At 67.7% G+C, this 21,711-nt stretch carries 18 protein-coding genes; 12 read left to right on the top strand and 6 right to left on the bottom strand.

Annotated features, from left to right (window positions below):
* Positions 1-67 precede the first annotated feature (67 nt).
* Complete coding sequence (locus tag HMPREF3114_RS05485) at positions 68-1,234, top strand: putative peptide maturation dehydrogenase (protein WP_070489313.1); 1,167 nt, start codon at positions 68-70, stop codon at positions 1,232-1,234.
* Between the two features lie 19 nt (positions 1,235-1,253).
* Here HMPREF3114_RS05485 and HMPREF3114_RS05480 read toward each other — a convergent pair whose 3' ends face one another.
* From HMPREF3114_RS05480 to HMPREF3114_RS05470, 3 genes are read right to left on the bottom strand one after another with little or no spacing between them, the layout of a single operon-like run.
* Complete coding sequence (locus HMPREF3114_RS05480) at positions 1,254-3,236, bottom strand: acetyl/propionyl/methylcrotonyl-CoA carboxylase subunit alpha (RefSeq protein WP_053499285.1); 1,983 nt, start codon at positions 3,234-3,236, stop codon at positions 1,254-1,256.
* A gap of 26 nt (positions 3,237-3,262) precedes the next feature.
* Positions 3,263-4,873, bottom strand: coding sequence for a carboxyl transferase domain-containing protein (locus HMPREF3114_RS05475; protein ID WP_053499283.1), 1,611 nt, complete (start codon positions 4,871-4,873; stop codon positions 3,263-3,265).
* A 10-nt stretch (positions 4,874-4,883) separates the two neighbouring features.
* Positions 4,884-6,047: an isovaleryl-CoA dehydrogenase gene (locus HMPREF3114_RS05470; protein ID WP_053499282.1), complete on the bottom strand. Its 1,164-nt coding sequence runs from the start codon at positions 6,045-6,047 to the stop codon at positions 4,884-4,886.
* Positions 6,048-6,205: 158 nt separating this feature from the next.
* On the opposite strand from HMPREF3114_RS05470, the gene HMPREF3114_RS05465 reads away from it, so the two are divergent.
* The 3 genes from HMPREF3114_RS05465 (at position 6,206) to HMPREF3114_RS05455 (ending at position 9,215) form a co-directional block, all read left to right on the top strand.
* The gene (locus HMPREF3114_RS05465) at positions 6,206-6,823 is read left to right on the top strand and encodes a TetR/AcrR family transcriptional regulator (protein WP_053499280.1); all 618 of its coding nucleotides are present in this window, start codon (positions 6,206-6,208) and stop codon (positions 6,821-6,823) included.
* A 219-nt stretch (positions 6,824-7,042) separates the two neighbouring features.
* Positions 7,043-7,561: a c-type cytochrome gene (locus tag HMPREF3114_RS05460; protein WP_005407662.1), complete on the top strand. Its 519-nt coding sequence runs from the start codon at positions 7,043-7,045 to the stop codon at positions 7,559-7,561.
* A gap of 208 nt (positions 7,562-7,769) precedes the next feature.
* Positions 7,770-9,215, top strand: a complete 1,446-nt coding sequence (locus tag HMPREF3114_RS05455) for an ExeM/NucH family extracellular endonuclease (protein ID WP_053499278.1) — start codon at positions 7,770-7,772, stop codon at positions 9,213-9,215.
* 301 nt (positions 9,216-9,516) lie between these two features.
* Here HMPREF3114_RS05455 and HMPREF3114_RS05450 read toward each other — a convergent pair whose 3' ends face one another.
* On the bottom strand, positions 9,517-10,374 hold the full coding sequence (locus HMPREF3114_RS05450) for an EamA family transporter (RefSeq protein WP_053499276.1): 858 nt from the start codon (positions 10,372-10,374) through the stop codon (positions 9,517-9,519).
* A gap of 43 nt (positions 10,375-10,417) precedes the next feature.
* Between HMPREF3114_RS05450 and HMPREF3114_RS05445 the strand changes: the two genes are divergently transcribed.
* From HMPREF3114_RS05445 to HMPREF3114_RS05430, 4 genes are all read left to right on the top strand, one after another.
* Entirely contained in the window at positions 10,418-11,089 is a 672-nt protein-coding gene (locus tag HMPREF3114_RS05445) for an alpha/beta hydrolase (RefSeq protein WP_053499274.1), read from the top strand.
* Positions 11,086-12,186 carry a cell division protein ZapE gene (zapE, locus tag HMPREF3114_RS05440; RefSeq protein ID WP_053499272.1) on the top strand — a complete coding sequence of 367 codons (1,101 nt, stop codon included), beginning with the start codon at positions 11,086-11,088 and terminating at the stop codon, positions 12,184-12,186. The genes HMPREF3114_RS05445 and zapE overlap by 4 nt, the downstream gene beginning before the upstream one ends.
* Positions 12,187-12,826: 640 nt before the next feature.
* Entirely contained in the window at positions 12,827-15,229 is a 2,403-nt protein-coding gene (locus HMPREF3114_RS05435; RefSeq protein WP_053499270.1) for a ribonucleoside-diphosphate reductase subunit alpha, read from the top strand.
* 147 nt (positions 15,230-15,376) lie between these two features.
* The gene (locus HMPREF3114_RS05430) at positions 15,377-16,396 is read left to right on the top strand and encodes a ribonucleotide-diphosphate reductase subunit beta (protein ID WP_019661865.1); all 1,020 of its coding nucleotides are present in this window, start codon (positions 15,377-15,379) and stop codon (positions 16,394-16,396) included.
* A gap of 102 nt (positions 16,397-16,498) precedes the next feature.
* Here HMPREF3114_RS05430 and HMPREF3114_RS05425 read toward each other — a convergent pair whose 3' ends face one another.
* A complete protein-coding gene (locus tag HMPREF3114_RS05425) occupies positions 16,499-17,134 on the bottom strand; it encodes a LysE family translocator (protein WP_053499268.1) in 636 nt (211 codons plus the stop codon).
* A gap of 91 nt (positions 17,135-17,225) precedes the next feature.
* Between HMPREF3114_RS05425 and HMPREF3114_RS05420 the strand changes: the two genes are divergently transcribed.
* The 3 genes from HMPREF3114_RS05420 to HMPREF3114_RS05410 all read left to right on the top strand — a co-directional run bounded on the left by HMPREF3114_RS05420 (position 17,226) and on the right by HMPREF3114_RS05410 (position 19,737).
* Positions 17,226-17,627, top strand: a complete 402-nt coding sequence (locus tag HMPREF3114_RS05420) for an acyl-CoA thioesterase (RefSeq protein WP_053499266.1) — start codon at positions 17,226-17,228, stop codon at positions 17,625-17,627.
* 43 nt (positions 17,628-17,670) lie between these two features.
* Positions 17,671-18,477: an NAD-dependent protein deacetylase gene (locus HMPREF3114_RS05415; RefSeq protein WP_053499264.1), complete on the top strand. Its 807-nt coding sequence runs from the start codon at positions 17,671-17,673 to the stop codon at positions 18,475-18,477.
* Positions 18,478-18,636: 159 nt separating this feature from the next.
* The gene (locus tag HMPREF3114_RS05410; protein ID WP_080375098.1) at positions 18,637-19,737 is read left to right on the top strand and encodes an NADH:flavin oxidoreductase/NADH oxidase; all 1,101 of its coding nucleotides are present in this window, start codon (positions 18,637-18,639) and stop codon (positions 19,735-19,737) included.
* 3 nt (positions 19,738-19,740) lie between these two features.
* Here the strand turns inward: HMPREF3114_RS05410 and HMPREF3114_RS05405 are convergent, their stop codons facing one another.
* On the bottom strand, positions 19,741-20,652 hold the full coding sequence (locus HMPREF3114_RS05405; protein ID WP_053499298.1) for a LysR family transcriptional regulator: 912 nt from the start codon (positions 20,650-20,652) through the stop codon (positions 19,741-19,743).
* Positions 20,653-20,766: 114 nt separating this feature from the next.
* Here HMPREF3114_RS05405 and purU point away from each other — a divergent pair, with 114 nt between their 5' ends.
* Positions 20,767-21,618, top strand: a complete 852-nt coding sequence (purU, locus tag HMPREF3114_RS05400; protein ID WP_049415819.1) for a formyltetrahydrofolate deformylase — start codon at positions 20,767-20,769, stop codon at positions 21,616-21,618.
* Positions 21,619-21,711 lie beyond the last annotated feature (93 nt).

The raw sequence follows: 21,711 nt of genomic DNA, 5'->3' as shown, positions 1-21,711 counted from the left end.
TCGCTAAAGTTGGCCGCGCCGCGGTCGTTGCTGCTATGCCGGTTGTGCGGCAGAAGGAAGGAAACTTATGCGCCTGCGCCGCTGCGCCAGCCTGATGTTCGAACCCCGCGAGGCGGTCACCCTGGACCTGCGCGCGATGCTGGCCGGCCACGCCGAGATGGACAGCCAGATCAGCTGGGTGGCGCTGGCCGCACATCTGGACCAGCCACTGCCGGTGGACGCCGAGGAGCGCCAGCTGCTGGGCGAGCTCAGCGCGCACCGCTGGAGTGAACCGCCTGCCGATGCCTCCCCGGCGATGCTGGCCCGCCTGGTCGAGCAGGGCCTGCTGCTGACCGACCCGCCGAGCGAGGTGGGGCACCAGCTGCGCGACGAGGCGCTGCGGCGCAGCCAGTGGTGGCCGCTAGCCGCGCTGGCCCATCGCCATGCGCGCTGGCAGGCCGTGGACAGCGTGGAGGACATGCGTCGGCAGGGGTTGGACACCGCTGCCGGCCTGCGCCAGCGCCTCGGGCCGCCACCGCCGGTGGTGCAGCCCATGCAGGGCGACTACCAGCCGCTGCCGCGCAGCGAAGAGGCCGCGTTCGACGCACTGCTGGCGCGCCGCACCACCTGCCGCAATTTCGACCCGCAGCGCGCGCTGCCGCTGCCATTGCTGGCCCAGGTGCTGCAGCGCACGCTGATGGCGCACGCGGTGCAGAAGGTCGAGCGCGATACCGAGTTCCTGAAGAAGAACGTGCCTTCCGGTGGCGGCCTGCATCCTACCGAAGGCTTCCTGCTGGTGCAGAACGTGGAAGGACTGGTGCCGGGCCTGTACCACTACCACCCGGTGCAGCACGCCGTGCTGCCGTTGCACTCGCCACCGCCGCAGGCACTGCCGGCGCTGGCGCGGCGGATGCTGTCCGGGCAGGCGTGGTTCGCCGACGCGCCGGCGCTGCTGGTGCTGGCGCCGCGCTATGACCGCTGCTTCTGGAAGTACCGCAACCACGCCAAGGCGCATCGTGCGGTGACGCTGGATGTCGGCCACATCTCGCAGCTGCTGTACCTGTGCGCGACCGAGCGCGGGCTGGCGGCGTTCGTGACAGCGGCCATCAACGATGCCGATGTCGATCGTGCCTTCGGCTTCGATGGCATCGGTCAGAGCGCGATGGCCATCTGCGGCCTGGGCTGGCGCAGTGCCACGCTGGACACGGCCGAATTCGATCCCGCAGGTCGGGTGACGGCGGGCGACGACCGCTGAGCGACCGTCGCCCCGGCGCTCACGCCGCTTCGAAGTCCACCAGCACCGCGCCGTCGCTGACCTGGTCACCGGCCTTGGCGCGGTAGCCCTTCACCGTGCCGTCGGCCGGCGCCTGCAGGGTGTGCTCCATCTTCATCGCTTCCAGCACCACCAGCGGCGTGCCGCGCTTGACCTCGGTACCGGCGGCGACCAGCGTGGCCACGATCTTCCCGGGCATTGGTGCCAGCAGGCTGCCGGCATCGGCCACGGCGTGGTCCGATTCGCTCACCGGATCATGCAGGGTGAAACGGTGCTGGCCGTCGGTGCCGAACAGGTACAGCTGGTCACCGTCGCGCAGCAGCTGCAGCGACCCGCGGCGGTCGCCCAGCTGTACCGCCAGCCCCCGTACATCGGCTGTGCCGATCACCTGCACGGGTGCCGCGTCGTCGCACTGCACGCGCCAGCCATCGGTCTGCGCCCACACCTTCAGCGTGTGCCGGCGTTCACCCTGCTGCAGCGGAAGCACGCGTGGCGCGGGCGCGCCAAGGCGCCAGCCATCCTGCACCTGCCACGGCGAATGCGGGTCGCGCGCGTCGCTGGCTGCGCCTGCAGTAGTGGCCACGGCGGCCACCGCCGCCAGCAGCCACAGCGCATCATCGCTGTCACCCACCCGGCCCAATGCGGCCTGCTCGCGCTCGATCAGCGCGGTATCCAGCTTGGCGTGGGTAAACGAATCGGTGTTCACCAGGCGGCGCAGGAAACCGGCATTGGTGGTCACGCCCACCACCTGGCAGTCGGCCAGGGCCTGGCTCATGCGGCGCAGCGCGGCGTCGCGGTCCACGTCCCAGACGATCAGCTTGGCAATCATCGGATCGTAGTACGGCGTGATGCTATCGCCTTCCTCGACACCGGTATCCACGCGCACATGAGTCGACGGCGACGGCAGGCGCAGGCGGCGCAGGAGGCCGGTGGACGGCAGGAAACCACGGTCGGCGTCTTCGGCATACAGCCGCGCCTCGATGGCGTGGCCGTGGATCGCCAGCTGCTCCTGGCGCAGCGGCAGCGGCTGGCCCGAGGCTACGCGCAGCTGCCACTCCACCAGGTCGGTGCCGGTGATGTACTCGGTCACCGGGTGCTCGACCTGCAGGCGGGTGTTCATTTCCATGAAGTAGAAATCGCCGTCCGGGCCGGCGATGAATTCCACCGTGCCGGCACCGACGTAGCCCACCGCGCGCGCGGCATCGACCGCGGCCTTGCCCATCGCAGCACGACGTTCGGGGCTCATGCCCGGGGCGGGTGCTTCTTCCAGCACCTTCTGGTGGCGGCGCTGCACCGAGCAGTCGCGCTCGAACAGGTAGACCGCCTCACCGTAGCTGTCGCCGAACACCTGGATCTCGATATGGCGCGGGCGCTCGACGTACTTCTCGACCAGCACATGGTCGTTGCCGAATGCCGAGGCGGCCTCGCGCTGGCAGCTGGCCAGTGCATCGACGAAGTCCTCGCTGCGTTCGACCTTGCGCATGCCCTTGCCACCGCCGCCGGCGCTGGCCTTGATCAGCACCGGGTAGCCGATGGCGTCGGCCTGCGTACGCAGGAAATCCGGCGCCTGCTGGTCGCCGTGGTAGCCCGGGGTCAGCGGCACACCGGCCTTGGCCATCAGGGCCTTGGCTGCGCTCTTGTCGCCCATCGCGCGGATGGCGCTGGCCGGTGGCCCGATGAAGGTGATGCCGGCGGCAGCGCAGGCATCGGCGAAGTCGGCATTCTCGGATAGGAAGCCGTAGCCGGGGTGGATCGCCTGCGCGCCGGTCAGGCGTGCGGCGTCGAGCAGGGCATCGCCGCGCAGGTAGCTCTCACGCGCGGCGGCCGGGCCGATGTGGATGGCCTCGTCGGCCAGGCGTACGTGGCGTGCGTTGCGGTCGGCATCGGAATACACCGCCACGGTGGCGATGCCGAGGCGGTGGCAGGTGGCGATGACGCGGCAGGCGATCTCGCCGCGGTTGGCGATCAGGACTTTGGTGAACATGGCAACAGGCTCGGTCATGGCACGGGTTACATGCGGAACACGCCGAAGCGCGTCTGCTGCGGGGCGGCGTTGAGGCTGGCCGACAGCGCCAGCGCCAGCACCCGGCGGGTGTCGGCCGGATCGATCACGCCGTCGTCCCACAGGCGCGCGCTGGCGTAGTACGGGTGGCCCTGCTGCTCGAACTGGTCGCGGATCGGTGCCTTGAACGCGTCTTCCTCCGCTGCCGGCCACTGGCCACCCTTGGCCTCGATGCCATCGCGCTTGACCGTGGCCAGCACGCTGGCGGCCTGTTCGCCACCCATCACGCCGATGCGCGCGTTCGGCCACATCCACAGGAAGTTCGGCGAGTATGCACGGCCGCACATGCCGTAGTTGCCGGCACCGAACGAGCCACCGATCACCACGGTGAACTTGGGTACCTTGGCGCAGGCCACCGCCATCACCAGCTTGGCCCCGTCCTTGGCGATACCACCCTGTTCGTACTTTCGACCGACCATGAAGCCGGTGATGTTCTGCAGGAACACCAGCGGGATGTTGCGCTGGGTGCACAGCTCGATGAAGTGCGCGCCCTTCAGTGCCGACTCGGAGAACAGGATGCCGTTGTTGGCGATGATGCCGATCGGGTAGCCGTTCAGATGGGCGAAGCCGGTGACCAGCGTTGCGCCGTAGCGCGGCTTGAATTCGTCGAAGCGTGAGCCATCGACCAGCCGCGCGATCACTTCGCGTACGTCGTAGGGCTTGCGCGTATCGGCCGGGATCACCCCGTACAGTTCGTGTGCCGGCAGCAGCGGTTCCTCGGGCGCCTGCACCGCCATCGCCGGTTCCGGCTTGCGCCAGTTGAGCTGGGCGATGATCGCGCGCACCCGTGCCAGCGCCTGCAGATCGTTGTCGGCCATGTGGTCAGCCACGCCGGAGATGCGCGTGTGCACATCGGCGCCGCCCAGTTCCTCGGCCGTCACCACTTCGCCGGTGGCCGCCTTCACCAGCGGCGGGCCGCCAAGGAAGATCGTGCCCTGCTCGCGCACGATCACCGTCTCGTCGCTCATCGCTGGCACATAGGCACCACCAGCGGTGCAGCTGCCCATCACGCAGGCGATCTGCGGAATGCCCTGCGCCGACAGGTTGGCCTGGTTGTAGAAGATGCGGCCGAAATGGTCACGGTCGGGAAAGACTTCGTCCTGCAGTGGCAGGAACGCACCACCGGAATCGACCAGGTAGATGCACGGCAGGTGGTTCTGCTCGGCGATCTCCTGCGCGCGCAGGTGCTTCTTCACCGTCATCGGGTAGTAGGTGCCGCCCTTGACCGTGGCATCGTTGGCCACGATCACGCATTCCACGCCACTGACGCGGCCGATGCCGGCCACTACGCCAGCGGCCGGCACGGCGTCTTCGTACATGCCGTGCGCAGCCAGCGGCGCGATTTCCAGGAAGGCGCTGCCGGGGTCGAGCAGCGCGTCGATGCGGTCACGCACCAGCAGCTTGCCGCGCGCGGTGTGCTTGGCGCGTGCGGCTTCGCTGCCACCCAGCGCGGTGCGGGCGAGGGTGGCATGCAGGTCGTCGACCACGGCTTGCATGGCCGCGCGGTTGCTTTCAAACGTTTCGCTGCCCGGTTGCAGCTGGGTGCTCAATACGGTCATCGCAGTGGCCTTACAGGGTGCGCTGGAACAGTTCGCGGCCGATCAGCATGCGGCGGATCTCGGACGTGCCGGCGCCGATCTCATACAGCTTGGCATCGCGCCACAAGCGGCCGGTCGGGTATTCGTTGATGTAGCCGTTGCCGCCGAGGATCTGGATCGCCTGGCCGGTCAGCCAGGTGGCCTTCTCGGCGGCGTACAGGATGGCACCGGCGGCGTCCTGGCGGGTGGTGCGGCCCTGGTCGCAGGCACGTGCCACGGCATAGACATACGCGCGGCAGGCACCCAGGCCCACGTACATGTCGGCGATCTTGGCCTGGATCAGCTGGAAGCTGCCGATCGGCTCGCCGAACTGGTGGCGCTCGTGCACGTACGGCATCACCACGTCCATCGCCGCAGCCATCAGGCCCAGCGGGCCACCGGACAGCACCACGCGCTCGTAGTCCAGGCCGGACATCAGCACGCGCACGCCACCGCCAACCTGGCCCAGCACGTTCTCTTCAGGAATCTCGCAATCCTGGAACACCAGCTCGCAGGTGGGCGAAGAGCGCATGCCCAGCTTGTCCAGCTTCTGCGCAGTGGAAAAGCCCTTCATGCCCTTCTCGACCAGGAACGCGGTGATGCCCTTGGCGCCGGCCTCCATGTCGGTCTTGGCGTAGACCACCAGCACGTCGGCATCCGGGCCGTTGGTGATCCACATCTTGTTGCCGTTGAGCACGTAGCGGTCGCCGCGCTTGTCCGCACGCAGCTTCATCGACACCACGTCCGAACCGGCGCCCGGTTCGCTCATCGCCAGCGCGCCCACCTTGGCGCCGCTGCACAGGTCGGGCAGGAAGCGCTGCTTCTGTTCCTCGTTGCCGTTCTTGCGCAGCTGGTTCACGCACAGGTTGGAATGCGCGCCATAGGACAGGCCGATGCCGCCGGACGCGCGCGAGATCTCTTCCATCGCCACCACGTGGGCCAGGTAACCCATGCCGGTGCCGCCGTATGCTTCTTCCACGGTGAGGCCCAGCAGCCCCTGTTCGCCCAGCTTCGGCCACAGCGCCAGCGGGAACTGGTTGCTGGCATCGGCCTCGGCGGCCAGCGGAGCGACCTCGGCGGCGGCAAAATGGGCCACGCTCTGGCGCAGCAGGTCGATGTCTTCGCCAAGATCGAAGTTCAGGGATGGCACGTGCATTGTGGTGGCTCCACGGCGGGATGGCAGGAATGGACGCACCCGGCGGGGGAGTGGGGGGCGGTCTGCAGGACCGCCACCCACACGGGCGATGGCCCCAGCGTAGCGGGGTTCGGGTAAGAAGTGAATACGAATTCAAAAATTGAAACTAGAATCAGAACATGGCTTATAAACGCTCTGCATTGATGGAAGAACGCCTGGCGGGCGCCCGTGAACGGATCCTGCTGGCCACCCGCGAGCTGGTCGCCACTGGCGGCTGGCGCAATGCCCCGGTGACGGCCGTGGCGACCCAGGCCGGGGTGTCCACCGGCCTGATCTATCGCCACTTCCCGTCCAAGGCAGAGCTGTTCGTGGAAGTCCTCAATGCCGCCGTCGCCCACGAGGTCGCGATCATGGAGCGCATCGCCAGTGGCCCGGAGGCGGCCAGCGAGCGGCTGCGGCTGGCGATCACCGCCTTCGTCCGCCGTGCCCTGGCCGGGCCGGGGCTGGCGCACGCCTTCATCGTTGAACCGGTCGACCCGGACGTGGAAGCCGAGCGCATGCGCGGCCGTCGCGCCTTCGGCGACGTGTTCCTGCGGCTGGTGGAGGAGGGCGTAGCGGCCGGCGAGCTGCCGGTGCAGGACGCGCATGTGGCCGCCGCGTGCCTGGTCGGTGCCTTCACCGAAGCGATGGTCGGCCCCACCGCGCCCAGCCGCGAAGCGCACCGCGACGAAGACGCGCTGGTGGATGCGATCTGCAGCTTCTGCCTGCGTGCGATCGGCGCCCCCGCAAAACGGTAGCGCCGGGCCATGCCCGGCGGCTGTTGCCATCCTCGACCGTTGTTGCCGCGCTTTGCGCTCGCCGGGCACGGCCCGGCGCTACCCGCATGCGGCCACGGCCGCATGCTGCGCCGCATCAGCAGTGACGCCTGTTGTCGCACGCAAAGTGCGTTCTATACTCGGCCCATCACGCAGTCGCTCAGCCGTGGTCCAACGACTATCAGCCAGGGGTAACGAAGAGTGCGGAATTACGATCTGGAGTTCCTGAAACGCTTCTCCATGGTGATCGCGCTGCTGGCGACCATCACCCTCGGCCTCATCCTCCTTGCCGCCTACATCCACACCCGGATTCCGCCCGAGGTGTCGCCGACCGCAGCCAAGCGCACCGAACAGCGCATCTCGCCCACCGGCGCGGTCTATGCCGGCAGCACCGGCGCCGCCGCGCAGGCTGCTGCCAAGGCTGCCGCGCTGGCCAAGGCCGCGTCGCAGGTGGCCTACGGCGGCACCAAGGATGGCAAGGTGATCTTCGACAACCTGTGCACCGCCTGCCACACCACCGGCGTGGGCATGGCACCGACGCTGGACCATTCGCACTGGGACAAGCGCATCGCACAGGGCAAGGACACCCTCTACAAGCACGCCATCGAGGGTTATACCGGCCCCGACGGCGGCATCATGCCGCCCAAGGGCGGCAACCCGGCCCTGACCGAAGAACAGATCCATGCCACCGTGGACTGGATGCTGGGCAACCTGAAGTAACCGCCGCAACGCGCCGCTTCCTGTAGAGCCGAGCCCGCGCTCGGCTGCTCTGCGCGCGGTGTGGCCAGGTGCAGCCGAGCATGGGCTCGGCTCTACGATCCCCCGGCTTTGCCCACCGAGGCCTGATCGTCATATGCCCCCGCTGCGCAGGCGGGGTTTCGCATTTCAGGGTTAGTCTGTGCGCCCTCTTCCAAGGAATCGCCCGTCGATGCGCCGCCGTTCCCTCGCCCTTGCCCTGTCCCTGCTGCTGCCGGCCAGCGCCTTTGCCCAGGCCCAGCCGCAGGCCGCACCGGTCGCGCCACCCTCCGCCGCGCGCAGCAGCGCCACCGTGGTGCTGACCGCCGCGCCGGCCGACTGGCGCGCGCTGGATGGCCAGCGCGTGCGCATCGCCGCACCGCTGACCCTGGCCGGTAGCGACGGCCTGGAGCGCTTCGGCCAGCTCACCGTGGCCTTCGATGGTCGCCTCTGGCAGCCGACCGAAGTGGCCGCGCCGGGTACAGCCGGCTATGAGCAGGTGATGGCCGACAACCAGCGCCGCCGCCTGGTGCTGGAAGATGGCAGTGATGCCCGAGCCCCCGCCAGCGTGGCGTACCTGCCGGGCAGCCCGGTGCTGCGCACCGGCATGCAGCTGCGCGACGTGCAGGGCATCGTGCGCATGGACGCGCAGGGCCATCCGCGCCTGCAGGTCGAAGGTGTGCTGAAACTGCCGGAACTCAAGCGTCCGGCGGTGCCGACGGTGCCAGGCAGCCTGCACGTGGCCGCCTTCAACCTGGAGAACTTCTTCAACGGTGATGGCCAGGGCGGCGGCTTCCCCACCCTGCGCGGCGCCCGCACGCTGGACGAGCACAAAGCGCAGGTGGCCAAGCTGGTCGCCACGGTCAACGCGCTGGGCGCCGACGTCGCCGCGCTGATGGAGCTGGAGAACGACGGCTACGGACCGCAGTCGGCCATCGCCGAACTGGTCGATGCGCTCAACCGTGACCGCGGCGCGCAGGGCGACTGGCGCTTCGTCGATGCCGGCAACGGCCCCGGCGACAACCCGATCCGGGTCGGCATCATCTACCGCAGCTCACGCCTGCAGCCGGTCGGCACGCCGGCCACGTTGACCGGCGGCCCGTTCGTCGAGCACAGCCGCGTGCCGCTGGCTCAGGCCTTCCAGGGCAAGCAGGGCGCGCCGTTCGTGGTGGTGGCCAATCACTTCAAGTCGAAGGGCTGCCGCGACGCAAGCGGCGCCGACGCCGACCGCAACGACAACCAGGGTTGCTGGAACGCCACCCGCGTGACCTCGGCGCAGCAGCTGCATGCCTGGCTGCAGACGGATCCGACCGGTACCGGTACAAAGGACGCGGTACTGCTCGGCGATTTCAACGCCTACGCGATGGAAGACCCGATCCGCACCCTGCACGACCTGGGCTGGCAGGACGCGTTCAAGGTCGTCAAGGTCGAGCATCCCTACAGCTACGTCTACAACGGCTACACCGGCCGCCTTGACCACGCGTTGCTCAGCCCGGGCATGGCCAAGCGCCTGCGCGGTGCCGCCGAATGGCACAGCAACGCCGACGAGCAGGACGCCAGCGGTTACCAGGGCCGCAACGTGCAGGGCCCGTGGCGCAGCTCCGACCACGACCCGCTGCTGCTGGGTTTCGACAGATAGGGTTCGCCGGGGATCTGCTCTGGGAGGGACCTTGATCGGCACGGATGCTGCCGTTGCTTTTGATCTACCAGTCCGCCTTCAAGCGAGCCGAGCATCGCAGGTGAACCAGGGGCGAAGAGGCGCCGATGTCTGAGCGCAGCGAGTTCGGCGCCGTCCCCTGGTTCACCGAGAAGCGCAGGGTACCGGTGCACAGCGCCGGCTCGCGGCTGGCGGCGCGTTTCTTTTGGTTACTTTTCTTTTCGCGCGAAAAGAAAAGTGACATCCCATCGCGGGCGCGGAAATGGCCCGCCGCAACCAACGCTCACCCCCAGGCGATCAAGCCGATCGCCAGTACCGCCAGCGCCAGACCTGCGCGGTTCCACTTCGTGGTGGCCTCGCCGAAGACGAACACGCCCACCAGTGCACCCAGCACCACAACGCCGATGTTCATGCCGGCGAACACGGTGGCCGGGTTGTCCGGCATCGACTGGTGCGCATGCACATAGAACAGGATGTTGCTGCCATTGAGCAGGCCCAGCAGCGCACCCGCGCCGAGGTTGCGCCAGGACAGCCGGCTGCGGCCACTGACATGCCGCCACAGCTGCAGGGCCAGCATCAGCACGAAGGCCACGCTGAAGCTGGCCAGCACCGCCGCCATCGACGGCGTGCCCGACAGCGCCACCTGCTTGAGCAGCACGTCCACCACCGCAAACCCGCCCCATACGCCCAGCAGCCAGCCCCAGCCGCCGGGCGAGGACGCCACCGCCGGGCCGCGCGGGCGCAGGCTGATCGCCGCCATGGCGACCAGGCCCAGCGCCAGGCCGACCAGCTTCCACGGCGTCGCGCTCTGGCCGAAGAACAGGAAGGCGGCAGCCAGTGACAGCAGCAGCGACAGGCGCTGCGCCACATCGCTGCGCACGATGCCGGCCACCGCCACTGCGCGGCCCAGCACCAGGAAGATCGAGGGCAGCACCACCGCCAGCGCCAGCAATGACAGCCACGGCGCATGCGGCGCGCGCAGCGCATCCAGCGGCGGCTGCAGCACCACCGCGGTGAGCGTTGCCGCCACCAGATAGTTCCAGGTGACCATCTGCGCGACATCCAGCTGGCGGCGTCCAGCCACCTTCAACACCACCGAAACCAGCACGCTGCAGATCACGGCCAAAGACAGGTAGAGCATGGGGCGGGCACAGGGCAGGGGCGGGGGACGGTATCATGGTGCCATGCACAAGCCCTCGTTCCCCGTCGCCCCCGGCGAAACCGCCTGTCTCCAACTGGATGGCCCGGCCGGCCCGCTGGAAGTGGTCGTCGACCTGCCCAAGGCCGATGTGCCGGTGCAGCCGATCGTGGCCATTGTCTGCCATCCGCTGTCCACCGAAGGCGGCACCCTGCACAACAAGGTGGTCACCATGACCGCCACCACCCTGCGCGAGCTGGGCATCGCCACGGTGCGCTTCAACTTCCGCAGCGTCGGCGCTTCGGCCGGTACCTTCGATGGCGGCGTGGGCGAGCAGGATGACCTGAAGGCGGTCGCCGCCTGGGTGCGCAGCCAGCGCCCGCACGACCGCCTGTGGCTGGCCGGTTTCAGCTTCGGTTCGTTCGTGTCGCTGAAGGCGGCTTCCGCGCTGCAGCCGGAAGCGCTGATCTCGATCGCGCCGCCGGCTGGTCGCTGGGATTTCGATGGTATCGTACCGCCGGCGCGCTGGCTGGTGATCCAGGGCGAGCAGGACGAGATCGTCGACCCGCAGGCTGTCTACCAGTGGCTGGACACGCTGGAGTTCCCGCATGAGCTGGTGCGCATGCCCGAGACCAGCCACTTCTTCCACCGCAAGCTGATCGACCTGCGCGGCGCGCTGACCCACGGCGTGAAGCATTGGCTGGGCGCGGCGGCATGAGTGCAACCGAGTTGACCCCGTCGCAGCGGTACGCGGAAGGGGTCGCCCGTGGTGACTGGCAGGACGACCCGACCCAGCATGCAGCGCTGGCCGAGCTGGACCGCATCCACCTGGGCCTGCTGGACAGTGCCGAGGACGGCTGGCTGGACCGCCTGTCCTCGTTCTGGAAGAAGCCCGAGCCGGTCAAGGGCCTGTACTTCTGGGGCGGCGTCGGCCGCGGCAAGACCTTCCTGGTCGACCTGTTCTACGACGGGCTGCCGATCAAGCAGAAGTACCGCACGCATTTCCATCGCTTCATGCGCAGCGTCCACGAGCGTCTGCGCGAGCACCAGGGGCAGAGCGACCCGCTGGCGAAGATCGCCCAGGAGTGGCGCAGCAACCTGCGCGTGCTGGTGCTGGACGAGTTCTTCGTCACCGACATCGGTGATGCGATGCTGCTGGCGCGGCTGCTGGAGCGCCTGTTCGCCGAGGGCGTGACCCTGGTCACCACCTCCAACACCGCGGTGGAGAACCTGTATCTCAACGGCCTGCAGCGCGAGAGCTTCCTGCCGGCCATCGGCCTGTTGCAGCGCTTCTGCGTGGAGCTGTACGCCGAAGGCACCGAGGACTACCGGATGCGCGCGCTGACCCGCTCGCCGGTGTACCGCGCGCCATTGGCCGCCGACAGCGACGACTGGCTGGCCACGCGCTGGAGCGAACTGAGCGGCGGCCAACCGGCCAGGCCCGGCAACATCGAGATCGAGGGCCGCAAGATTCCGGTCCGCGGCCGCGGCAAGAGCATCGCCTGGTTCGATTTCGCCGCGCTGTGCGAGGGCCCGCGCGGGCCCTCGGACTACATCGAGATCGCGCACGAGTTCAACACGGTGCTGCTGGGCGGCATTCCGGCCTTCGATCGCCTGAACGAGGATGCCGCGCGCCGCTTCGTCAACCTGATCGACGAGTTGTACGACCGCCACGTCAACCTGGTCTGCACCGCCAGCACCTCGCCGGTCGAGCTGTACACCGGCCAGCGCCTGCAGGGCGCGTTCGAGCGCACCGCCTCGCGCCTGATCGAGATGCAGAGCGCCGAGTACCTGGGCACCCCGCACCGGGCGTGAGGGTAGTGCCGTTTGTAGAGCCGGACCCACGCTCGGCTGCTTTTCGGCACATCATTCAGAAGCAGCCGAGCGTGGGCTCGGCTCTACAACAGCACGGCGCGGCTATCGGTGGGCGCAACCGCGCTCCCCAACGGCCGCTCATCCGGCCCGGCCGACACATGCGGCCTCGCGTTGCTGCCCGGCGGGTGATCCCGACGTCCACCGGATGCCCACCACCTATCCACAGGGTTGTCCCTAGCCAGCTTCATCACTGTCATGTGAAGCTGTCATTGTTCCGTTTCCGCGGTGCGTTGTGCCACCGCAGTGACGCCTTTCGGGCTTGACTGCGCAGCCTGTTCCGGCAGGTCTGAAGCGTCTGATCCGGGCGCCGTCGGCACGATCCTTGCGGCGCAAGGGATTGCCGAATTTCACTACATTTGGCGTTGACGGACCCCACTACCCCCACTATCTTGTGGCCGTCGGTCGCAGCAACCCCAGGTCTGGGGGTTGGCAGCAGCACCCATCCGCGATCGTCAACGGCAGTGGCAGGCGCAGGGTCTCATCCCCTGCGACGCCGTCCTGCCATCCTGGGCCGTCATGTCCCGGGCTGCGTCACCCCGATGCATCGAGCACCCCCAATCACGCCAAGAGGACATACGCCGTGAGCACCGAATCCAGCGCCACCATCGAGAAGGAAAGCGAGTTCCTGTTGACGTCGCCGCCGACGGCCAACGCGATGAGTGTGACCAAGCGCAACGGGACCACCGAGCTGGTGGACCTGAACAAGATCGTGCGCGCGGTGCAGCGTTCCTCCGAAGGCCTGCACGCCGTCGATCCGATGCGCGTGGCCACCCGTACCATTTCCGGCCTGTACAACGGCGCCACCACCCGCGAACTGGACGAACTGTCCATCCGCACCGCCGCCCTGCTGATCGGTGAAGAGCCCGAGTACGGCCGCCTCGCTGCGCGCCTGCTGGCCAACTACATCGCCAAGGAAGTCTCGGGCCAGGAAATCTACGCCTTCTCGCAGTCGGTCAGCCGCGGCCATGAAGTCGGCCTGATCAACGACCGCCTGCTGAACTTCGTGCAGACCAATGCACGCAAGCTCAACGACGCCATCGACGGCGCGCTGGACCTGAACTTCGATTACTTCGGCCTGCGTACCCTGTACGACCGTTACCTGCTGCGCCATCCGCACACCCGCAAGGTGATCGAGACCCCGCAGCAGTTCTTCCTGCGCATCGCCAGCGCGCTGAGCGAGGACGTGTCCGAGACCCTGGCGCTGTACAAGCGCATGGGCAATCTGGACTACCTGCCGTCCAGCCCGACCCTGTTCAACTCCGGCACCACCCACGAGCAGCTGTCCTCGTGCTTCCTGCTGGACTCGCCGCAGGACTCGCTGGAGTCGATCTATGCCAAGTACGGCGACATCGCCCAGCTGTCGAAGTTCTCCGGCGGCATCGGCGTCAGCTACACCCGCGTGCGTTCGCGCGGTTCGCTGATCAAGTCGACCAACGGCCACTCCAACGGCATCGTGCCGTGGCTGAAGACCATGGATTCGTCCGTGGCCGCGGTGAACCAGGGCGGCAAGCGCAAGGGCGCAGCCTGCGTGTACCTGGAAACCTGGCACGCCGACATCGAGGACTTCCTCGAACTCCGTGACAACACCGGTGACGAAGCCCGCCGTGCGCACAACCTGAACCTGGCCAACTGGGTGCCGGACCTGTTCATGAAGCGCGTCGAGGCCGACCAGGAATGGTCGCTGTTCGATCCGCGCGTCGTGCCGGAGTTCACCGACCTGTTTGGCGAAGCCTTCGAGGCTGCCTACCTGCAGGCCGAAGCCCAGGGCAAGGCCAACCGCACCATCTCCGCGCGCAAGCTGTACGCCCGCATGATGCGTACGCTGGCCGAGACCGGCAACGGCTGGATGACCTTCAAGGACAAGTGCAACCGCGCCAGCAACCAGACCCTGCGTCCGGGCAACGTGATCCACCTGTCCAACCTGTGCACCGAAATCCTGGAAGTCACTTCCAACGATGAAACCGCAGTGTGCAACCTGGGTTCGATCAACCTGGGCAACCACTTCGACGAGCACAACGAGTTCGACTTCGAGAAGCTGGCCGAGACCGTGCGCCTGGCCGTGCGCCAGCTCGACCGCGTCATCGACCTGAACTTCTACCCGATCGAAACCGCCCGCCGCGCCAACCTGCGCTGGCGTCCGGTCGGCCTGGGCTGCATGGGCCTGCAGGATGTGTTCTTCCGCAAGCGCCTGCCGTTCGACAGCGCCGAAGCCCGCGCGCTGTCGAAGAAGATCGCCGAAGCGATCTACTTCCACGCGCTGGAAACCTCCTGCGAGCTGGCCCAGGAACGCGGCAAGCACCCGTCGTTCAACGACACCCGTGCCGCCAGCGGCGAACTGCAGTTCGATGCCTGGAACGTGGTGCCGGAAGACACTGCGCGCTGGGATGCCCTGCGTGAGCGCATCAAGGAACACGGCCTGCGCAACTCGCTGATGATCGCGATCGCGCCGACCGCGACCATCGCCTCGATCGCCGGCTGCTACGAGTGCGTCGAGCCGCAGGTGTCCAACCTGTTCAAGCGCGAGACCCTGTCCGGTGACTTCCTGCAGGTCAACCGCTACCTGGTCAACGAGCTGAAGAAGCTGGGCCTGTGGACGCCGGAAATGCGCGATGCCATCAAGCTGGCCGAAGGCTCCATCGCCGGCGTGGCGCAGATCCCGGAAACGCTGCGCGAGGTCTACCGCACCGCGTGGGAACTGCCGATGCGTTCGCTGATCGACATGGCCGCCGAGCGTGGCGCCTTCATCGACCAGTCGGCCTCGCTCAACCTGTTCATGGAAAGCCCGAACATCGGCGCGATGTCCTCCATGTACATGTACGCCTGGAAGCAGGGCATCAAGACCACCTACTACCTGCGTTCGCGCCCGGCCACCAAGATCGCCAAGACCACGGTGAGTGCCGCCGCACCGGCCAAGGTGTTCAGCCCGGACGAAGCCATCGCCTGCTCGCTGGAAAACCCGGAAGCCTGCGAGGCCTGCCAGTAACACGCCGCGCGGTGGGTGCCGACCGTTGGTCGGCACTCGAACACCTCGCACCTGTAGAGCCGAGCCATGCTCGGCTGCAGCACGGAAACACCAAGGTAGCGCCGGGCCATGCCCGGCGTTTTGACCCGAGAATTCAAGGAAACACCCATGGCCGACAAGCCCAAGCAGATGCTGCTCGATCCCGGTTTTGAACTGACCCTGCGCCCGATGCGCTACCCGCAGTTCTATGACATGTACCGGAATGCGATCAAGAACACCTGGACGGTGGAAGAGATCAACTTCCAGATCGACATCACCGACCTGCACAGCAAGATGTCGCCGGGCGAGCGCCACCTGATCCACCGCCTGGTCGCGTTCTTCGCCACCGGCGACTCGATCGTGTCCAACAATCTGGTGCTGAACCTGTACCAGCACCTCAATGCGCCGGAAGCGCGCATGTACCTGTCGCGCCAGTTGTATGAAGAAGCGCTGCACGTGCAGTTCTACCTGACCCTGCTCGACAACTACCTGCCGGACCCGGAAGAGCGCGCCAAGGCGTTCTCGGCGGTGGAGAACATCGACTCGATCAAGAAGAAGGCCGATTTCTGCTTCAAGTGGATCGACTCGATCCAGGACCTGACCCGCATCGAGACCCGCGAACAGCGCCGCCAGTTCCTGCTCAACCAGATCTGCTTCGCTGCCTGCATCGAAGGCCTGTTCTTCTTCGCTGCGTTCGCCTACGTGTACTACTTCCGTTCGCGCGGCCTGCTGCCAGGCCTGGCCTCGGGCACCAACTGGGTGTTCCGCGACGAAAGCGCGCACATGGAGTTCGCCTTCGAGTCGGTGCGCGTGGTGCGCGAGGAAGAGCCGGACCTGTTCGACGAAGAGATGAAGCAGCAGGTCTACGACATGCTGGCCGAAGCCATTGAATGCGAAGTGCAGTTCGCCGAGGACGTGCTGTCCGGCGGCGTGGCCGGCATCTCGACCCGTGACATGCGCCAGTACCTGCAGCACTGTGCCGACCAGCACTTCGCCAAGCTGGGCATGGAAAAGAAGTACAACGTGCGCAACCCGCTGCCGTTCATGGAACTGCAGGACGTGCAGGAACTGACCAACTTCTTCGAACGCCGCGTCTCGGCCTACCAGGTCGGCGTGCAGGGCGAAGTCGCCTTCGACATGAACTTCTGATCGAACCGGTCAGGCCTGTCGCAACGAAAGACCCCGGCCAATGCCGGGGTTTTTTGTTGCGCGCCTGGCTTTTGTAGAGTCGAGCATGGCTCGACTCTACGATCAGCGCCGCCCTTCCACCGCCATGCGTACCGCCAGCCCGGCCAGCACCGTGCCCATCAGCCAGCGCTGCACCCTCTGCCAGGTGGGGCGCGCGGCCAGGAAACCGGCGATGCTGCCGGCGGTCAGCGCGATCAGGCCGTTCACGCTGACGCTGACCACGATCTGGGTGCAGCCCAACACGATCGACTGCATCAGCACACTGCCTTCGCTGTCCGGATGCAGGAACTGCGGCAGCAGCGACAGGTACATCACCGCCACTTTCGGGTTCAGCAGATTGGTCAGCAAGCCCATCGTGAACAGTCTGCGCGGGCTGTCCTGCGGCAGCTCGCGCACCGCGAACGGCGAACGGCCGCCGGGCTTCAGCGCCTGCCACGCCAGGTAGAGCAGGTACAGCGCGCCACCGATGCGCAGCGCCTCATAGGCGAACGGCACGGTCATCAGCAGGGCGGTGATGCCCAGCGCCGCGCACAGCATGTAGAACACGAAGCCCAGCGCCACCCCGGCCAGCGAGATCAGCCCGGCGAGCGGCCCTTGGCAGATCGAGCGCGAGATGACGTAGATCATGTTCGGCCCGGGTGTGAGCACCATGGCCAGGGAAACCAGCGCGAAGGCCAGCAGGTCGGAAAGTGCGGGCATGGGCGGTCCTGGCAGTGGGCGTGGCGCAGTGTAGCGCCGCCTGCACGGGGCCTGGCTTAAAATTACCGGACCCCCACACCGAAGCACCCCCATGACCCCGATCCCCGAGATCGTGCCGCCCACTGAAGTGCGCATGGCCGAAATCGTCTTCCCCAACCACACCAACCACCTCGGCACCCTGTTCGGTGGCCAGGCATTGGCGTGGATGGACAAGGCCGCCTTCCTGGCCGCCGCCCGCTATTCGCGCCGCACCGTGGTGACCGCGCGCAGCGACCAGGTCGACTTCAAGCTGCCGATCCGCATCGGCCAGATGGTGGAAACCATCGGCCGCATCGTCGAAGTCGGGCGCAGCTCGATGAAGGTCGAGGTCGAACTGGTCGCCGAGGACCTGCACAGCGGTGAGCGCAAGCTGTGTACCCGCGGCCACTTCGTGATGATCGCGCTGGACGAGGACGGCCACCCGATCGCGGTGCCGCCGCTGCCGGCCGCCTGAGCCGGCGCTTGCACGGGCGCTGCGGCGCCCCCATCTGGCAGCCATGACCTCGCCGCTGACCGACTTCATCGACCGCGCCCAGCGCCTGTTCGTGCTGACCGGCGCCGGTTGCAGCACCGCCTCGGGCATCCCCGATTACCGCGATACCGACGGCCAGTGGAAACGCACGCCGCCGGTGACCTACCAGGCGTTCATGGGCGAAGCGGGTACCCGCCAGCGCTACTGGGCACGCAGCCTGCTGGGCTGGCCGCGCTTCGGCCTGGCCCGGCCCAACGGCACCCACCAGGCCCTGGCCGCCCTGGAAGCGCGCGGCACGCTGCAGGTGCTGCTGACCCAGAACGTGGACGGCCTGCACCAGCGTGCCGGCAGCCACAAGGTGATCGACCTGCATGGCCGCCTGGACCGGGTGCGCTGCATGGGCTGTGAGCGCCGCAGTGGCCGCGAGGATTTCCAGCAGCGGCTGCTGGACGCCAATCCGGGCTGGGATGCGCTGGAGGCCGGTATCGCGCCCGATGGCGATGCCGATCTGGAGACCGATTTCTCCACGTTCGTGGTGCCCGATTGCCCTTACTGCGGCGGCCTGCTGAAGCCGGATGTGGTGTTCTTCGGCGAGAACGTGCCGCGTGAACGGGTGGCGGCGGTGCACGATCACCTGCAGCAGGCCGACGCCGTGCTGGTGGTGGGCTCGTCGCTGATGGTCTATTCCGGCTTCCGCTTCGTGCAGGCGGCCGCGAAGGCAGGGTTGCCGGTGGTGGCGCTGAACCGCGGCCGCACCCGAGCCGACGACCTGCTGTTGTTCAAGGATGAGCGGGACTGCGCTGAAGCGCTGGCCACGTGGGCTGCGCGCTGAGCCGAGCACGGGCTCGGCTCTACAAGGGGCGAGGGCTTCTGTAGAGCCGGGCGCACGCTCGGCTGCTGCGGGTCACGCGAAACAGCGATCCATCCAGATGGTTGATCCGCGAGCCGCGCAGCGGTGCAATACGCACCCCCTACGTCGTTCATCACCGTCTTGAGCCAGCTGTTCTCGCCGATCTCGTTCGGCCCCCTCACCCTGTCCAACCGCATCGTCATCGCGCCGATGTGCCAGTACTCCGCCGAAGACGGTCGCGCCAGCGACTGGCACGCCATGCACCTGGGCAACCTGGCGCAGTCCGGCGCCGGCCTGCTGATCCTGGAAGCCACTGCGGTCGAGCCGCGCGGCCGCATCAGCTGGGCCGACCTCGGCCTGTGGGATGACGGCACCGAGGCCGCGTTGGCACAGGTGTTGGCCAGCGTCCGCCGCTGGTCGCCGATGCCGCTGGGCATCCAGCTCGGCCACGCCGGTCGCAAGGCCTCGGTGAAGCGCCCGTGGGACGGCGGCGGCCAGCTGCCGGCCGATGATGCGCGTGGCTGGGCCACGGTGGCGCCGTCGCCGCTGCCGTTCCATGCCGCCGATCCGGCACCGCAGGAACTGGACGAGGCCGGCATCGCCGAGCTCATCGCCGCTTTCGCCGCCAGTGCGGTGCGGGCCGAGCGCCTGGGCTTCGAGCTGATCGAGCTGCATGCCGCGCACGGCTACCTGCTGCACCAGTTCCTGTCGCCGCTGAGCAACCACCGCACCGATGGCTATGGCGGCTCGCTGCCGAACCGCCTGCGCCTGTTGGTGGAGGTGTTCGACGCCGTGCGTGCGGCGGTATCGGACAAGATCGCCGTGGGCGTGCGCATTTCCGCCAGCGACTGGGTCGAGGGTGGCTGGGACCTGGTGCAGAGCGAAGCGCTGGCCCAGGTGCTGGACGCGCGCGGCTGCAATTTCCTGCATGTCTCCAGCGGTGGCCTGGACGAACGCCAGAAGATCACCGTCGGTCCCGGCTACCAGGTGCCGTTCGCCGCGGCGATCAAGGCCAAGGTACGCATGCCGGTGATCGCGGTGGGCATGATCACCGAGCCCGAGCAAGCCGAATCGATCCTGCGCCATCGCCACGCCGATGCGGTAGCGCTGGCACGCGGCATCCTCTACGACCCGCGCTGGCCGTGGCACGCTGCTGCCGCATTGCGCGACAGCGTGGAGCCGGCGCCGCAGTACCTGCGCTGCGAGCCGCGCGATGCGCGTGGCGTGTTCAAGGCGCGCTGAGGCTCACACCCGCCAGGCCGGCGCCATGCCGGCCTGCAGATGCTCGAACAGCGCGCGGATCTTGGCGGTGAAGTCGCGGCGGTCGCTGACGCAGAAATAGACCTCCATTGGCTCCGGGCGCCACGCCGTGTCGGCGCCGAACACCGCCTGCAGGCGGCCGTCGCGCAGGTAGGGCTCGGCCACGAACGCAGCCAATCGTGTGAGGCCGGCACCGGCCGCCGCCAGCGACGCCAGCGCATCGATGTCATCGCAGACCATGCTCGGCGGCAGCGCGGCGTCCACGCGCTGGCCGTCCTTCAGCAGGCCCCAGCGCAGCGGCCGGCCATCGGTGGGGAAGCGGTGCAGCAGCCCGCGATGGCTGCCCAGGTCCGAGGGTTCCTGCGGCGTGCCATGGGTCTTCAGGTAGGTTGGTGAGGCGCAGAACACGAATGGCACGCGCGCCAGCTGCCGTGCGACCACACCGTCCTCCAGCTGCGCGCCGATGCGGATGCTGGCATCCACCGCCTCTGGACCATGCTGCACGGCGCGGTCGGTCAGGCGCAGCTCCAGCTGCAGTTGCGGGTAGCGCTGCTGCAGTGACGGCAGCAACGGTGCCAGCACGTGGCGGCCGAAGGCGCTGCTGCTGGCGATGCGCAGGGGACCGGCCGGTTCGATATCACCGGCAGTCACCATCGCCTGCGCGCGCGCCAGGTCGCCCTCGATGTGGCGCACCTGCGCCAGGTACAGCGCGCCGGCCTCGCTGAGGGCCAGCTGGCGCGTACTCCGGTTCAGCAGCCGTACGCCCAGATGCGCTTCCAGTCGGTTGATGTTCTGGCCGACTGCGGTGGCGCTGATGCCAAGGATGCGGGCCGCGGCGGCAATGCTGCCGGTCTCTGCGGTGCGGGTGAAGCTGCGGATCAGTTGCAACAGGTTCATGACCGACCAGCTTGCCACGGTGATGGCCAAGTATCGCTTGGGACTGAACCAAGCGGTTCGGTTGCATCGGTGATCATCCGGCTGCTGGGCAGGAAGCTGCCCTACACTGTGGAGATGCGCCCCGATTCCATCCTCACCCTGTCCTGCCCCGACCGTACCGGTATCGTCTACCGAGTGTCCGGCCTGCTGTTCGACCACGGCTGCAACATCCTCGACGCCCAGCAGTTCGGCGACGAGGAAAGTGGCCGCTTCTTCCTGCGCGTGCATTTCGACCGCGATGCCAGCCTGCCGCTGGAGACCGTGCATGCCGCGATGGCCAAACTTGCCGAAGGCTTCGGCATGGACTGGCAGCTGCATGATGGGCGCCGCCGGGCACGCCTGCTGGTGCTGGTCAGCAAGCAGGGGCACTGCCTCAACGACCTGCTGTTCCGTGCCCACAGCGGCCAGCTGAAGGTCGATATCGCGGCAGTGGCGTCCAACCACGCCGACTTCGCGCCATTGGCCGCGTCCTACCAGGTACCGTTCCACCACCTGCCGGTGACCGCCGATACGCGTGCGGTGCAGGAGCAGCAGATCATCGACCTGGTCGAGCGTGAGCGCATCGACCTGGTGGTGCTGGCGCGCTACATGCAGATCCTGTCACCCACGCTGTGCCGCGCGCTGGCCGGCCGTGCGATCAACATCCACCACAGCTTCCTGCCCAGCTTCAAGGGCGCGCAGCCGTATCACCAGGCGCACGCGCGCGGGGTCAAGATCATCGGTGCCACCGCGCACTACGTCACCGAGGATCTGGACGAAGGCCCGATCATCGAACAGGACGTGGCCCGCGTGGACCACGCGATGGCGCCGCGCGAGCTGGTGCGGCTGGGCAGCGATACCGAATCGCTGGTGCTGGCGCGCGCGGTGCGCCGCCATGTGGAGCACCGCATCCTGCTCAACGGGCACCGAACGGTGGTGTTCCGGTAATCGCCCATCCCGCGTCCGCCAGGCATGGCCCGGCGCTACCACGGGTGCTATCCGGTAGTGCCGGCCGCTGGCCGGCAACTGCAGAGATCCCGA

Source organism: Stenotrophomonas sp. HMSC10F07, from assembly GCF_001807895.1.
Lineage (GTDB): Bacteria > Pseudomonadota > Gammaproteobacteria > Xanthomonadales > Xanthomonadaceae > Stenotrophomonas > Stenotrophomonas sepilia.
This window is presented reverse-complemented; position numbering and strand designations above follow the sequence as displayed.